Source organism: Pseudomonas sp. LBUM1658 (genome assembly GCF_059716055.1).
The window spans coordinates 1,077,663-1,092,176 of record NZ_CP166798.1 but is presented as its reverse complement, the minus strand read 5'-3'; the positions used below and the strand labels follow the sequence as shown (position 1 = coordinate 1,092,176).

At 57.8% G+C, this 14,514-nt stretch carries 15 protein-coding genes and 2 pseudogenes; 12 read left to right on the top strand and 5 right to left on the bottom strand.

Going from position 1 to position 14,514, the window contains the following annotated elements:
* The first annotated feature begins 103 nt into the window (after window positions 1-103).
* The 6 genes from ACA064_RS04995 to ACA064_RS04970 all read left to right on the top strand — a co-directional run bounded on the left by ACA064_RS04995 (window position 104) and on the right by ACA064_RS04970 (window position 3,219).
* Window positions 104-682 (top strand): antibiotic biosynthesis monooxygenase, encoded by a 579-nt coding sequence (locus ACA064_RS04995; RefSeq protein ID WP_497672380.1) that lies wholly within the window; start codon window positions 104-106, stop codon window positions 680-682.
* Window positions 683-811: 129 nt separating this feature from the next.
* A complete protein-coding gene (gene folM / locus ACA064_RS04990; RefSeq protein WP_497672379.1) occupies window positions 812-1,522 on the top strand; it encodes a dihydromonapterin reductase in 711 nt (236 codons plus the stop codon).
* A 21-nt stretch (window positions 1,523-1,543) separates the two neighbouring features.
* A complete protein-coding gene (folE, locus tag ACA064_RS04985) occupies window positions 1,544-2,104 on the top strand; it encodes a GTP cyclohydrolase I FolE (protein WP_497672378.1) in 561 nt (186 codons plus the stop codon).
* A gap of 2 nt (window positions 2,105-2,106) precedes the next feature.
* The gene (gene folX, locus ACA064_RS04980; RefSeq protein ID WP_026140129.1) at window positions 2,107-2,478 is read left to right on the top strand and encodes a dihydroneopterin triphosphate 2'-epimerase; all 372 of its coding nucleotides are present in this window, start codon (window positions 2,107-2,109) and stop codon (window positions 2,476-2,478) included.
* 113 nt (window positions 2,479-2,591) lie between these two features.
* Window positions 2,592-2,888 (top strand): DUF1244 domain-containing protein, encoded by a 297-nt coding sequence (locus ACA064_RS04975; protein ID WP_497672377.1) that lies wholly within the window; start codon window positions 2,592-2,594, stop codon window positions 2,886-2,888.
* Window positions 2,881-3,219 carry a HopJ type III effector protein gene (locus ACA064_RS04970; RefSeq protein WP_497672376.1) on the top strand — a complete coding sequence of 113 codons (339 nt, stop codon included), beginning with the start codon at window positions 2,881-2,883 and terminating at the stop codon, window positions 3,217-3,219. Before ACA064_RS04975 ends, ACA064_RS04970 begins: the two co-directional genes overlap by 8 nt.
* A 176-nt stretch (window positions 3,220-3,395) precedes the next feature.
* Here the strand turns inward: ACA064_RS04970 and trxB are convergent, their stop codons facing one another.
* Window positions 3,396-4,358 (bottom strand): thioredoxin-disulfide reductase, encoded by a 963-nt coding sequence (gene trxB, locus ACA064_RS04965; protein ID WP_497672375.1) that lies wholly within the window; start codon window positions 4,356-4,358, stop codon window positions 3,396-3,398.
* 312 nt (window positions 4,359-4,670) lie between these two features.
* Here trxB and cysZ point away from each other — a divergent pair, with 312 nt between their 5' ends.
* Window positions 4,671-5,426, top strand: coding sequence for a sulfate transporter CysZ (gene cysZ / locus ACA064_RS04960; protein ID WP_497672374.1), 756 nt, complete (start codon window positions 4,671-4,673; stop codon window positions 5,424-5,426).
* Window positions 5,427-5,466: 40 nt separating this feature from the next.
* Window positions 5,467-6,684, top strand: coding sequence for a glycosyltransferase family 4 protein (locus ACA064_RS04955; RefSeq protein WP_497672373.1), 1,218 nt, complete (start codon window positions 5,467-5,469; stop codon window positions 6,682-6,684).
* Window positions 6,685-6,790: 106 nt separating this feature from the next.
* Here ACA064_RS04955 and ACA064_RS04950 read toward each other — a convergent pair whose 3' ends face one another.
* The 3 genes from ACA064_RS04950 to ACA064_RS04940 all read right to left on the bottom strand — a co-directional run bounded on the left by ACA064_RS04950 (window position 6,791) and on the right by ACA064_RS04940 (window position 9,202).
* On the bottom strand, window positions 6,791-7,894 hold the full coding sequence (locus tag ACA064_RS04950) for an NADH:flavin oxidoreductase (protein WP_497672372.1): 1,104 nt from the start codon (window positions 7,892-7,894) through the stop codon (window positions 6,791-6,793).
* Between the two features lie 205 nt (window positions 7,895-8,099).
* The gene (locus ACA064_RS04945; RefSeq protein ID WP_497672371.1) at window positions 8,100-8,582 is read right to left on the bottom strand and encodes a glutathione peroxidase; all 483 of its coding nucleotides are present in this window, start codon (window positions 8,580-8,582) and stop codon (window positions 8,100-8,102) included.
* 134 nt (window positions 8,583-8,716) lie between these two features.
* On the bottom strand, window positions 8,717-9,202 hold the full coding sequence (locus ACA064_RS04940; protein ID WP_497672370.1) for an FKBP-type peptidyl-prolyl cis-trans isomerase: 486 nt from the start codon (window positions 9,200-9,202) through the stop codon (window positions 8,717-8,719).
* On the opposite strand from ACA064_RS04940, the pseudogene ACA064_RS04935 reads away from it, so the two are divergent.
* The 4 genes and pseudogenes from ACA064_RS04935 to ACA064_RS04920 form a co-directional block, all read left to right on the top strand.
* Window positions 9,171-9,510: pseudogene (locus ACA064_RS04935) on the top strand (DUF3565 domain-containing protein). The gene ACA064_RS04940 and the pseudogene ACA064_RS04935 overlap by 32 nt on opposite strands.
* A gap of 57 nt (window positions 9,511-9,567) precedes the next feature.
* A complete protein-coding gene (pta, locus tag ACA064_RS04930; protein ID WP_497672369.1) occupies window positions 9,568-11,667 on the top strand; it encodes a phosphate acetyltransferase in 2,100 nt (699 codons plus the stop codon).
* Entirely contained in the window at window positions 11,668-12,576 is a 909-nt protein-coding gene (yihG, locus tag ACA064_RS04925) for a 1-acylglycerol-3-phosphate O-acyltransferase, YihG family (protein ID WP_497672368.1), read from the top strand.
* 307 nt (window positions 12,577-12,883) lie between these two features.
* Window positions 12,884-13,056, top strand: a pseudogene (locus ACA064_RS04920) (IS630 family transposase); the annotation flags it as partial.
* 82 nt (window positions 13,057-13,138) lie between these two features.
* Here the strand turns inward: ACA064_RS04920 and ACA064_RS04915 are convergent.
* Window positions 13,139-14,398 (bottom strand): TolC family outer membrane protein, encoded by a 1,260-nt coding sequence (locus ACA064_RS04915; RefSeq protein WP_497672367.1) that lies wholly within the window; start codon window positions 14,396-14,398, stop codon window positions 13,139-13,141.
* Window positions 14,399-14,514 lie beyond the last annotated feature (116 nt).

Sequence of the window (14,514 nt, the reverse complement as noted above, 5' to 3'; positions counted from 1 at the left end):
AGGAATAATCCTTGCTTGTACTTGAACGCAGACCACCCACCCCCGGTCTGCGTGCCGTGCGCGCCCTATCCGGGAGCGCACGCTTGCTATACGGAGATACACAATGTCTGCCTCACCCGTCACTTTGATGGTCGCGCGTCGTGTCGCCAATGGTCGTTATCAGGATCTGATCGCCTGGCTTGGCGAAGGCGAACAACTGGCCACCGACTTCCCCGGCTACCTCGGTTCTGGCGTGCTTGCCCCGCCCCCTGGTGATGACGAATTCCAGATCATCTTCCGCTTTGCCAATGAACAGACCTTGCATGCTTGGGAATACTCCGCCTCGCGCAGTGCCTGGCTGGTGCGAGGCAGCGACCTGTTCGCGCATCCTTCGGAGCATCGGGTCAGCGGCATCGATGGCTGGTTTGGCGCCGTCGGTCAACGTCCACCCCGCTGGAAACAGGCAGTAGCAATCTGGCTGGCGTTCTTTCCGGTCTCGTTGCTGTTCAACTTTTTGCTGGGTCCGTTAATGGGTGAGCTGGACCTGTTGAGCCGAGTGCTCCTCAGTACCCTGGCCCTGACACCATTGATGGTTTATTTCTTTATCCCACTGTCCACGCGCCTGCTGGCAGGCTGGTTGAACACTGCGCCTGCACGATCATCGCCCGGTGCAACTTGTGGGCTTGCCGGCGAAGAACGATAACTGGTCCTGCCTGACACACTGCGGCGCTTGTTTTGCGGACAAGTCCCAAGCCCGCTCCCACAAAGGCTCCATGGCTGTACCCCCATGGTCGCTGGTATAGTTTTCCCTTACCTGCGAGCCGAGCCGTCAATGAATCTTTCTCCTGCCCCGATCCTGATCACCGGTGCCGGCCAGCGCGTCGGCCTGCATTGCGCGTTGCGGCTGCTGGAGGAAGGTCATCCGGTGATCATCAGCTACCGCAGCGAGCGGCCTGGCGTGCAAGCCTTGCGCGAACGTGGAGCCATTGCGTTGTTTGCCGACTTCTCCAGCGAAGCTGGCATTCTGGCGTTTATCGCCGAACTGAAAACCCACACCGATCGCCTGCGGGCGATTGTGCATAACGCCTCAGCCTGGCTGGCCGAAACGCCCGACAACGAAACCGCCGCATTCACCCGGATGTTCAGCGTGCATATGCTTGCACCCTATCTGATCAACCTGCATTGTGCTGACTTGCTGGAACGCTCGAAGCCGGCGGACATCGTGCATATCAGCGACGATGTGACCCGCAAGGGCAGCAGCCGGCACATTGCCTACTGCGCCAGTAAAGCCGGGCTCGACAGCCTGACCCTGTCCTTTGCGGCGAAATACGCCCCGCGGATCAAGGTCAATGGCATCGCCCCGGCCCTACTATTGTTCAACCCCGAGGACGACGTGGCGTACCGCGCCAAGGCACTGGCCAAGTCCGCGCTGGGCATCGAACCCGGCAGCGAAGTGATTTACCAGAGCCTGCGCTATCTGCTGGACAACCCTTATGTCACAGGAACGACCCTGACAGTCAATGGCGGACGGCATCTCAAGTAAGCCGTCCCGCGAGGATGTTGTATGACGTTATCCCTACCCCAGAATTACCGCGAGATCCTGATCGGCCTGGGTGAAAATCCGGATCGCGAGGGCTTGCTCGACACCCCCGCCCGCGCAGCCAAGGCCATGCAGTACCTCTGTCATGGCTATGAGCAAAGCGTCGAGGAGATCGTCAACGGCGCACTGTTCGACTCCGATAACGACGAGATGGTGATCGTCGACAACATCGAACTCTACTCACTCTGCGAACATCACATGCTGCCCTTCATCGGCAAGGCGCATGTGGCTTATATTCCAACCGGCAAGGTGCTGGGGCTGTCGAAGATCGCGCGGATTGTCGATATGTTCGCCCGCCGCCTGCAGATCCAGGAAAACCTCACCCGGGAAATCGCCGAGGCGGTTCAGCACGTGACCCAGGCCGCCGGCGTCGCGGTGGTGATCGAGGCCAAACACATGTGCATGATGATGCGCGGCGTCGAGAAGCAGAATTCGACCATGAACACCTCGGTGATGCTGGGCGCCTTCCGCGATTCGAGCAACACTCGCCAGGAGTTCCTGCAATTGATTGGACGGAGCAAGTAGCAATGCCACAACTTCAACCAGGAATGGCACGTATCCGGGTCAAAGACCTGTGTTTGCGTACCTATATCGGGATCAACGAGGACGAAATCCTCAACAAGCAGGATGTGCTGATCAACCTGACCATCCTCTATGCCGCGCAGGATGCCGTGCGCGACAACGACATCGACCACGCGCTGAACTACCGCACCATCACCAAGGCGATCATTGCCCACGTCGAGGGCAACCGTTTTGCCTTGCTCGAACGCTTGACCCAGGAACTGCTCGATCTGGTGATGAGCAACGAATCGGTACTTTACGCCGAAGTCGAAGTCGACAAGCCCCATGCCCTGCGTTTTGCCGAGTCGGTGTCGATCACACTCGCGGCGAGCCGCTAAGCTTCAAGCTTCAAGCTTCAAGCTTCAAGCTTCAAGCGGTAAGCTACAGGCCACCACAATCCTTATCTTGCAGCTTGAAGCTTGTCGCTTGAAGCTGTCTCGCAGAGACCTCTATGACCGAGCAACAACGCCTCGAACTCGAAGCCGCCGCCTTCCGCCGCCTGGTCGCGCACCTGGACAGCCGCAAGGATGTGCAAAACATCGACCTGATGAACCTCGCCGGTTTCTGCCGCAACTGCCTGTCCAAGTGGTACAAGGCCGAGGCCGATGATCGCCAGATCGAGGTCAGCATGGACGACGCCCGTGAAGTGGTTTACGGCATGCCATACGCCGAGTGGAAAGCCAAATACCAGCAAGAAGCCAGTGCCGAACAGCAAGCGGCGTTCGCCAAAGGAAAAACCCATGACTGATCTGAACACCCTGCGCGCCAGCCTGAAAAGCGGCGCACACGCCTTTGCCGAGACCCTGGCGTTTATCGCCGCCGGCTACGATTACCAGCCTCAGGCCTTCAACAACGGCGGCGTAGAAAACGCTGCCGGGCAGAACGAAGGTTCGTGCAAGACCCTGGGCCTGGCGCTGCTGGAAGGTTTGAGCGACGAAGAAGCCTTGCTGGCGTTCGGCGAGCATTATCGCTCGGTGGTAGCGACCCCGGATGGCAGCGACCACGGCAATATCCGTGCGTTGATCGCCCATGGGTTGGCCTCGGTGAAATTCGAAGCACCGCCACTGCAGCGCCGCTGATCCCCTGTAGGAGCGAGCTTGCTCGCGATGGTCGCTAACGATAACGCGTCCTTCCTGAATGTATGCGTCGAGCTCAGGCTCATCGCGAGCAAGCTCGCTCCTACAGAGATCAACCGCGCCACTGAACTCGGCGCATAAAAAAACCGGCTTTCGCCGGTTTTTTCATTTCATCAGACTCAGTGCCTGGCGTTCTGCAGGTCGTCCAGATAACGCTCTGCATCCAGTGCAGCCATGCAACCGGCACCGGCCGAGGTGATGGCCTGACGGTAAACGTGGTCAGCCACGTCACCGGCGGCAAAGATACCTTCGAGGCTGGTCGCGGTGGCATTGCCTTCACGTCCGCCCTGCACCACCAGGTAGCCGTCTTTCAAGGTCAGCTGACCTTCGAACAACGAAGTGTTCGGGGTGTGGCCGATAGCGATGAACACGCCGTCAACTTTCAGCTCGTCGAAGCTGCCATCGTTGTTCTTCAGGCGCGCACCGGTCACGCCCATCTTGTCGCCCAGCACTTCGTCGAGGGTCGAATTCAACTTGAGGACGATCTTGCCCTCGGCAACCCGCGCGTGCAGTTTGTCGATCAGGATCTTCTCGGCGCGGAAGGTTTCGCGACGGTGAATCAGCGTGACCTTGCTGGCGATGTTGGCCAGGTACAGCGCTTCCTCAACAGCAGTGTTGCCGCCGCCGACTACCGCCACTTCACGGTTGCGGTAGAAGAAACCATCGCAGGTAGCGCAGGCCGAAACGCCTTTGCCCATGAAGGCTTCTTCCGAAGGCAGCCCCAGGTAACGGGCGCTGGCACCCGTGGCGATGATCAGCGCATCGCAGGTGTAAGTGCCGCTGTCACCGGTCAGGGTGTAAGGCTTGGCGGCGAAGTCGACAGCGTTGATGTGGTCGAACACGATTTCGGTTTCAAAGCGCTCGGCATGCTCTTTCATGCGGTCCATCAGCGCCGGGCCGGTCAGGCCATGGACATCGCCCGGCCAGTTGTCGACTTCGGTGGTGGTGGTCAGCTGGCCGCCGGCCTGCATGCCGGTAATCAGCAAAGGCTTGAGGTTGGCACGCGCGGCATAGACCGCAGCGCTGTAACCGGCAGGGCCGGAACCGAGAATAATCACTCGCGAATGACGTACATCAGACATGACTCACTCCTATTGACCGGCCCGGGAGATCTGGCGCGGAACGCCGGAAACCGGCTGGAATAAAAAAGGGACTGCGAAAGCACTTGGGGAAGGCTTTAACTCGACAGTCCTGAAAAATATGGGTGCAGCGTATCGAGGGGGCGAAGATTAAGGAAATACGCAATAACAATCCAGCTCATAGGCGGTCTCTATCTCCAGGAAGTTGATTCAAAGCCACCTTTGTTACAGCTGATGTCGACACCATTGCCGCGCTTTCGCCTGCCGTGCAAAGCCGGTAAGGTCGGCGCGTTTCCCCATTGCAAGGACTCTGTTATGCCCGCCCCCGTTCTGTCCGGCCCGCAATACCTGCGCGAAGGCCTGAAGCTGGTCTTGAGCCCCGGCCTGCGTTTGTTCGTCCTCTTACCGCTGGCGATCAACCTGGTGCTGTTCGTCGGATTGATCTATCTGGCCAGCCATCAGTTCAGCCTGTGGGTCGATACCCTGATGCCTTCGCTGCCCGATTGGTTGAGTTTCCTCAGCTATCTGCTGTGGCCGCTGTTCGTGGTATTGGTGGTGCTGATGGTGTTCTTCACCTTCACCATGCTGGCCAACGTCATCGCCGCGCCGTTCAACGGTTTTCTCGCGGAGAAAGTCGAAGTGGTGGTGCGCGGCACCGATGACTTCCCGGCCTTCAGCTGGGGTGAGTTGATTGCCATGGTCCCCCGCACCCTGGCGCGGGAAATGCGCAAGCTCGGCTACTTTCTGCCGCGAGCCATTGCGCTGTTCATCCTCTCGTTCATTCCCGTGCTCAACCTGATCGCCGCGCCACTGTGGCTGCTGTTCGGGGTGTGGATGATGGCGATCCAGTACATCGACTACCCGGCGGACAACCACAAACTCGGCTGGAACGAGATGCTCGCCTGGCTGCGGGAGAAACGCTGGCAGAGCCTGAGCTTCGGCGGGATTGTCTATCTGGTGCTGCTGATCCCGGTGGTCAACATCCTGATGATGCCGGCAGCGGTGGCCGGCGCGACCTTGTTCTGGGTGCGGGAACGTGGGGCTGAGAGCCTGGTGGTCAATCAGCGCTGACCTCGTCATAAATCCATCATCGTGCTGACACAATGACGACATGGCCTCAGCCGACACTGGGGTCATGACGACAGCTCTGCGTATCTCTCTGATCACCGAAACCTTCCCTCCGGAAATCAACGGCGTGGCCAATACCCTTGGGCGCTTTTGCGATGGCTTGCGCGCGCGCGGGCATCGGGTCGAACTGATCCGGCCCCGTCAGGCCCGCGATCAGGGCCAGCCGAGCGACGAGCAACTGCTGCTCTGTCGCGGTTGGCCGCTGCCCGGCTATCCCGGCCTGCAATGGGGGATTTGCTCAATGCACAAATTGCTGCGGCGCTGGAAACGCCAGCGGCCTGATGTGCTGTACATCGCCACCGAAGGTCCATTGGGCCTGGCGGCACTGCGGGCTGCTCGACGCCTGGGCATCTCGGTGGTCAGTGGCTTCCACACCAACTTCCAGCAGTACACTCGCCAATACGGCCTGGGCCCGTTGACCCGGCTGCTGACGCACTATTTGCGCTGGTTCCACAACCGTTCGCAATTGACCCTGGTGCCCAGCGCCAGCCAGCGCATGGAGCTGGAGCGCCGCAGCTTCGAACGCCTGGCGCTGCTCTCCCGTGGCGTCGACAGCCAGCTGTTTCACCCGGCCAAACGTCTGGATGCACTGCGACAAGCCTGGGGCCTGGAGTGCGACGATATTGCCGTCATCCACGTAGGACGCCTCGCTCCGGAGAAAAACCTCGGATTGCTCAAGCGCAGTTTCGAAGCCTTGCAGGCGACTTATCCACAGCGACGGATGAAATTGGTAGTGGTCGGTGATGGTCCGCAACGCGCAGCGCTGGAGCAGGAATTGCCGGAAGGGATTTTTTGCGGAACCCAACGCGGCGAAGCACTGGCCAGCCACTATGCGTCGGGGGATCTGTTTCTGTTCCCGAGCCTGACCGAAACTTTCGGTAACGTAGTGCTAGAGGCGCTGGCCTCTGGCCTGGCGGTGGTGGCGTACGATCAGGCGGCGGCGGGCCAACACATTCGCCATGGTTACAGCGGCGTACTGTCCATGCCCGGCGACGAGGATGCATTCTGCGATGTGGCGTGCTGGTTGCTGGAGGAGCGCGAAACCTTGCGGCGGGTACGCCTCAATGCCCGTCAGCATGCCAGCCGGCAAGGCTGGGCGGCGGTGATTGAACAGTTGGAAAGCCAATTGCGTGGGGTTTGTCAGGAAGAGCAGGTGTGTGGCGAGGGGGCTTGCCCCCGCTCGGCTGCGAAGCAGTCGTAAAGCGGTAAATGCGTTGCACCTGACACAATGCGATTACCGATTTCAGGGCTGCTTCGCACCCCAGCGGGGGCAAGCCCCCTCGCCACAGGATTTGCCCAGACGCTGCTTAAACCAGGCTCATCAAGGCCTCACGGCTGAACGGCAGGATGTCCTGCTCGCGGCCTTCGCGCACTTTCAGCGCCCAGTCCGGGTCGACCAGCAACGCGCGGCCGACGGCAACCAGATCGAACTCATCATTGTTCAGACGCTCCAGTAGTTTCCCCAGGCTCGCCGGTTGCGCGACCTTGTCGGTGTTGACCATGAACTGCAGGAACTCGCCATCCAGGCCAACGCTGCCCACGGTGATGGTCGGCTTGCCGGTCAGCGTGCGGGTCCAGCCGGCCAGGTTCAGTTCGGAACCGTCGAACTCCGGCTCCCAGAAACGTCGCGTCGAGCAGTGGAAGATATCCACACCGGCGTCGGACAGCGGTTGGAGGAACTCACCCAAGGCTTCCGGGGTTTGCACCAGACGAGCCGTGTAGTCCTGCTGCTTCCATTGGGAGAAACGGAAAATGATCGGAAAGCCCGGGCCGACCGCAGCACGCACTGCCTGGATCAGCTCGATGGCGAAACGTGAACGATTGGCCAGGCTGCCGCCGTATTCGTCGGTGCGCTGGTTGCTGCCGTCCCAGAAGAACTGGTCCACCAGATAGCCGTGGGCACCGTGAATCTCTACGCCGTCCATGCCAATACTCTGAGCATCTTTGGCAGCCTGGGCGAACGCGTCGATGACGTCCTTGATGTCTTGTTGAGTCATGCCATGCACGACGACCTGACCGTCCTTGAGCTTTTCCGAAGGACCATAGCCCGGCACGCTGGCATCCGGCTCGGTGCCGATGCGCCGAACGCTACCCACGTGCCACAGCTGCGGAACAATCTTGCCGCCTTCGGCGTGTACTGCATCGACGACTTTCTTCCAGCCGGCCAGCGCGGCTTCACCATAGAAATGCGGAACGTTGGGGTAACCATTGGAAGCCTTGTGCCCGACGGTGGTGCCTTCGGTGATGATCAGGCCCACGCCAGCGGCGGCGCGACGACGGTAATACTCGATGACTTTCGAGTTCGGCACGCCGCCCGGAGAGAACGACCGGGTCATTGGCGCCATGACGACGCGGCTCGGCAGTTCGAGATTGCCGAGGTGGAACGGTTTGAACAGGGCTTTGACGGGCATGGGGCGCTCCACGAAAACAGTATCGACGGGACGGATATTTTATGACGGCGATAATATGCAGAGTGGCAAGGCTTGAGAAGCACTATTGATTTTGGTGATTAAAGGGTAGAAGGCGGGGATGCAGGAAGAGCAAAAAGATCGCAGCGCCCACAGCCGCGTAGGAGCTGCCGAAGGCTGCGATCTTTTGATCTTTGCTGTTTGCGTTTCAGCTCAGCGCTTTTTCGATCGCCTGAATAACTGCCGGATCATCGGGAGTGGTCCGTGGCGAGAAACGCGCCAGCACACGTCCGTCCTTGCCCAGCAGGAATTTCTCGAAATTCCAGGTGATATCGCCCGGGAACTCCGCACCCTCGCCCGCCAGCAGGCGATACAAGGAGTGACGATCATGACCGTTGACCTCGAGCTTGCTGCTCAAGGGAAAGGTCACTTCGTAGTGGGTGCTGCAAAACTCTTGAATCTCTGCCTCGGTGCCTGGTTCCTGCCCGGCAAATTGATTGCACGGCAAGCCCAGCACACTGAAACCTTGATCCTTGTAGCGTTGATAAAGCGCTTCAAGCTCTTTGTATTGCGGCGTCAAGCCACACTTGGAGGCGACGTTGACCACCAGCACGACTTTCCCTTTCAACGGTGCGAGAGGTAGGTCCTGGCCATCCAGAGCTTTCAATGTTAGGTCGTGAAAAGCACTCATGACGAACTCCAAATTTCCCGTGTTCTTCTTGAAACAGCCACTCGACTGTGCAAGCGCTTTGCAGTCAGGAACAGCCGCGGACTAAAAAGGCGCCCTCAGGCGCCTCTCAAGTTTTCTGAGCTTAGCGCAGAAAATCAGTGGTGGTGACCACCTTCGCCATGGACGTGACCATGGGCGATTTCTTCCTGGCTGGCCTCGCGGATATCAACGATTTTGACCTGGAAGTTCAAACGCTGGCCAGCCAACGGGTGGTTGCCGTCGACGGTAACGTCGTCGCCTTCCAGATCGCGGATGGTGACGATCTGCATTTGGCCGTCCGGAGCGGATGCGTGGAACTGCATGCCCACTTCCAGTTCGTCGACGCCTTCGAACATGCTGCGACTCAGGGTGCTGACCAATTCGGCAGAGTATTCGCCGTAGGCCTCTTCAGGTTCTACGGCCACCGTCAGTTCATCACCGACTGTCTTGCCTTCCAGAGCCTTCTCCAGGCCCGGAATGATGTTACCTGCGCCTTGCAGGTAGACCAGCGGCGCGCCGCCGGCGGAGCTGTCGATGACCTCACCAGCGTCGTTGGTCAGGGTATAGTCGATGGAGACAGCCTTATTGGCGGCGATCAGCATGGGGGCGAGACCTTTTGCAAAAGAATGAAGAATGGTCAAGTTTAGCGAAGCAAACGCCCGAAAGCGAACACAACCCGGACGGACGGGTCCCTGCGAAAGGCTCGACCGTCACAGGCTTTCGTCAAGATGAAGAAGGACACTGGGTTGCCGAGCTTTCCTGCGGCCATACCCAACACCTGCGCCACCAGCCACCGTGGCAATCCCGGGCCTGGGTCACGGATCCTGTGCAACGTCAGAAAAAAATAGGTCAGCCCTTTGCCTGCGGTTGGTGTGCTCAAGGCCCGGATAGCGATAACCTTAGCGATTGATATCCGGTAGATGGCCAGCCATAGGCCTCACCCTTGCGCACATTCCGAGAATCTCGCATGCAGACTTTTTTTATCGCGCCCACCGATTTTGGTGTGGGTCTGACCTCCATCAGCCTCGGGCTGGTACGTACCCTTGAACGGGCCGGGCTGAAAGTCGGCTTTTTCAAACCCATTGCCCAGCCGCATCCTGGCGACCTGGGGCCTGAGCGTTCGACTGAACTGGTGGCCCGTACCCATGGCTTGAAACCACCAAAACCGCTGGTCCTGGCCCATGTCGAACGGATGCTCGGTGATGGCCAGCTCGATGAGTTGCTGGAAGAAATCATTACCCTGTACCAGGAAGCGGCCATCGGCAAAGACGTGCTGATTGTCGAAGGCATGGTCCCGACCCGCAGCGCCAGCTATGCCGCGCGGGTCAACCTGCACCTGGCGAAAAGCCTGGATGCCGAGGTGATCCTGGTGTCCGCGCCGGAAAACGAAGTGCTCACCGAACTGTCTGGACGAGTCGAGTTGCAAGCCCAGTTGTTCGGCGGGCCAAAGGACCCGAAAGTCCTCGGCGTGATCCTGAACAAGGTCCGCACCGATGAAAGCATGGAGGCCTTCGCCGCGCGCCTGAAAGAACACTCGCCATTGCTGCGCAGCGGCGACTTCCGTCTGCTCGGCTGCATCCCCTTCCGGCCGGAACTGAACGCCCCGCGCACCCGTGATGTGGCCGACCTGCTTGGCGCCCAGGTGCTCAACCCCGGTGACTACGAAACCCGGCGCATGAGCAAAATCATCATCTGCGCCCGGACCATGCGCAACACGGTCGAGCTGCTCAAGCCCGGCGTACTGGTGGTTACCCCGGGGGATCGCGACGACATCATCCTCGCCGTCAGCCTCGCAGCCATAAATGGCGTGCCGCTGGCCGGCCTGCTGCTGACCAGTGATACCCTGCCCGACCCACAGATAATGGATCTGTGCCGGGGCGCCTTGCAGGCCGGCCTGCCGGTACTATCGGTGAGCACCGGTTCCTACGACACCGCCAATCAGCTGAACGGGTTGAACAAGGAAATCCCCATCGATGACCGCGAGCGCGCGGAAATCATCACCGACTTCGTCGCCGGTCATCTGGATGCGAAATGGCTGCATCAGCGCTGCGGCACGCCACGGGAAATGCGCCTGACCCCGGCGGTGTTCCGTTATCAGCTGATCCAGCGCGCCCAGGCCGCCAACAAACGCATTGTCCTGCCAGAAGGCAGCGACCCACTGACGGTTCAGGCCGCAGCCATCTGTCAGGCCCGCGGCATTGCCCGTTGCGTGCTGCTGGCCAAGCCCGACGATGTACAAGCGGTGGCCCGCGCCCAAGGCATCGAGCTACCCGAAGGCCTGGAAATTCTCGATCCGGACCTGATTCGCGGACGCTATGTCGAACCGATGGTGGCCCTGCGCAAAACCAAAAGTCTCAACGCGCCGATGGCCGAGCAACAACTGGAAGACACCGTGGTGATCGGCACCATGATGCTGGCGCTGGATGAAGTGGACGGCCTGGTCTCAGGAGTCATTCATTCCACCGCCAACACCATCCGCCCGGCCCTGCAGCTGATCAAGACCGCACCCGGCTGCACCCTGGTCTCGTCGGTGTTTTTCATGCTGTTCCCCGAGCAAGTGCTGGTCTACGGCGATTGCGTGATGAACCCGCATCCAAGCGCCACTGAACTGGCCGAAATCGCCCTGCAAAGCGCCGACTCGGCGGCGGCATTTGGTATCACCCCACGGGTGGCAATGATCAGCTATTCCAGCGGCGAATCGGCCAGCGGCGAAGAAGTCGAGAAAGTCCGCGAAGCCACCTTGCTGGCCCATGAAGCACAAAACTCGCTGCTGATCGACGGCCCGTTGCAGTACGACGCAGCAGCCAATGAAACCGTCGCCCGGCAACTGGCGCCCAACAGCCAGGTCGCAGGCCGAGCCACGGTGTTTGTGTTTCCCGACCTGAACACCGGCAACACCACCCACAAGGCCGTGCAGCGCAGCGCCGATTGCGTCAGCCTCGGACCGATGCTGCAAGGCCTGCGCAAGCCGGTGAACGACCTGCCGCGCGGCGCGCAAGTCGACGACATCGTCTACACCATCGCCCTGACCGCGATTCAAGCCGCCAATCGACCAATGGAAGTTTAAATGCTGGATTCTCTCCCTGCACCCGTGCGCGGCGTGATCGCCTCGCTGTTGTTGGCGCTGAATACGATCCTTTGCTGTACGCCACTGTTCGTGGTGGCGATCTTCAAACTGCTGTTGCCCTTCCCTGCCGCCCAACGCTTTACCGACTGGCTGATGGGCCATATCCACGAAGCCTGGATCAGCAACAACAAGGCCTGGATGGACTTGCTCGGGCACACACGCTGGAAGCTCAGCGGGCTCGAAGGTCTGGACTATCAGCATTCGTACCTGATCACCAGCAACCACCAGAGCTGGGTCGACATCATGGTGCTGCAGTACGTGCTGAACCGGCGTATCCGACCATTGAAGTTCTTCCTCAAGCAGGAGCTGATCTGGGTCCCGGTGATTGGTCTGGCCTGGTGGGCGCTGGGCTTTCCGTTCATGAAGCGCTACTCCAAGGCCTATCTGGCCAGGCACCCGGAGAAGAAAGGCAAGGACCTGGAAACCACCCGCAAGACTTGCGACAAGTTCCGCAATAACCCGGTGGGGATATTCAACTTCGTTGAAGGCACGCGCTTCACCGAAGGTAAACACGCGCAGCAGAGTTCCCCGTTCCGCTACCTGCTTAAAGCCAAGGCCGGTGGTATCGCGTTTGTGCTGGATGCCATGGGTGAGCAGCTGGAGTCGATCGTCAACGTCACCATCCATTACCCGGCCGGACGCCTGGGGTATTGGGATTTGCTGTGTGGCAAGCTGGACGAGGTGGTGGTGCATTTCGAAGAGGTGCGGATTCCCCCACAGTTCATCGGTAAGAACTACGACCAGGACGATCAATACCGCCTGGAGTTTCAGCAGTGGATCAATGTGCTGTGGGAAAACAAGGATGCATTGCTGGCGCAGATGCGTCGGGAGTATCCCGGCAAACGCTAATCTCCTGTGGAGAGCGGGCTATTTTGGTGTATTAGCCAATCTGAATCGTGGCGCGTTCTTCGATGCTGAGTTCGGTTTAATACATGGCGACACCTAACCGGAGAGTGAGGTGTTGCACTCAGCTTTCGCGGCCGCCCGGGTTATTTTCGAGTCAAGCTGATGATCTGGCTGCGCGCGGGCGCGTTTTGTCGCTCAGGATGACTCGGATTTTGGTTTTTAGAGGAGCCCACTAGTGTACTGTCTCGAAAATAAAGTTTCCGCATGATCGGCTATGCTTTCTATGCCATCACTCAGCGGAGGCATGTCCGTGAACTCCCAAGATATTGCCCTCACTACAGAGGAGCACGCCGAACTCAGTCGCCGCATCAGGTCCGCCACTATCAACCAGCGTGACGGTCGTCTGCACGGGTGATTTTGTTGGCTGCCCAAGGCCACTCCCGAGTCGAAATAGCCCGTTTGGTCGGTATTCGCACGCAATCACACGATTATATTCGCCACGGCACCGTCACCTTGTTCACGGCGATGGATTATTTATTTATGAGACAGCACACTAGCTCTACAGCTATTTATCAACCAACCAACTATCGATATAACTAACATCGGCGACAGAGAGCGTTCCGGAGGCCTCCTTCAATAAAACAGTGTTGAAAACATAGCTGTATACCGAGTTTAACTTTTCCCTTTTCGCCTGAAAGAGCAAACGCTGTGAAATTAACACATCAGAAAAATTTCTTGCGCCTATCTTGTAGCCTGCCACTGTTGCCCTGAGTCCTTTTTCGTTCGAGTGAATAGCACGCTTGTAGGTTCTAATACTTTCGGCATCAAAAGCAACTGCTGAAAATACGGTTGCTACACTTGTAGCAAGCTCACGACGCATCAAGCTTTCTAGTTCTGCCGCTTGAGAGAAATCTTCATTTGCCCTGCGCGAAACTGCAGACGTTCCTCCTCCAGCATATATAGGGATAGAAACACTTAAAGAGGCTATAGCTCCAGTTATGTCAAGTTCACTATTTTGAAATCTGCTAGAGTTTTTACTGTTGCTTTCTCTATATCCCAGATGGCCGCTTACCTTAGGTAAGTGCTCAAACAATGCACCCCTTGAAGCAAAGTATAAAGACGCAGTATTCAGAGCTTTTGATTTCAACCTCGGATTGTTTTCTAGTGAAATGCGCACCCATTCATCACTGTTACGTGGCATTGGCAAAACCACTGGTAAGTCGTCAGATATTTTCTGACGGCTATTGAAAACCTCTCCGGTTATAACCTTGACCTGCGCATTGGATATAACCAAATTATTTCTTGCACTAACAGTTGTCGCCTCGGATAAATTATAAGCTGCCTCCGCCTCATGTACATCTATGATTGAGGCTACGCCAGAAGCTAGCCGCCGCTTTGCCAAGTTAAGATATTCCGCATAGGCAGCTTGCTCTTCGAGATAAAGTTGAAGCTGCGACTCTGACTTTAAAGTAGATAGATAGCTTTGAACGACCCTAACGATCATATACAACTGGGCTACATCATAATCAAGCTTACCTTTGTCACTTAACGTTGACGTTCTTTTAAAGTTGTACCAGGCAGGAACATCTATGATTTTTTGAGACAAACTTAGACCATGACTATCTTTTCTCTCATTTGAACTTTTGGCAAAGTTTGCGCTTTGATAAAAGGTTTCATTTTTTTCGTGTGAAAAGGTGGAAAGCGTGTCAATTTTAGGGAAAAGAACAGCCCGACCGATCTTGACAAGCTCTTTGGAGCTCCTGTAAGCCGCATGATCACTACGCAGTTGAGCATCACTAGTTAAAGCAAGATAGTACAGCTCCATGAGTTCGCCTCCATAGGACGGTGAAATACGCAAGACCAACAAAATAAATAAAACGGAGGGAAGGACAAATGAAAACTTAGTAACCCTTAAACTTGACATTTCCTTACTCTCACCAG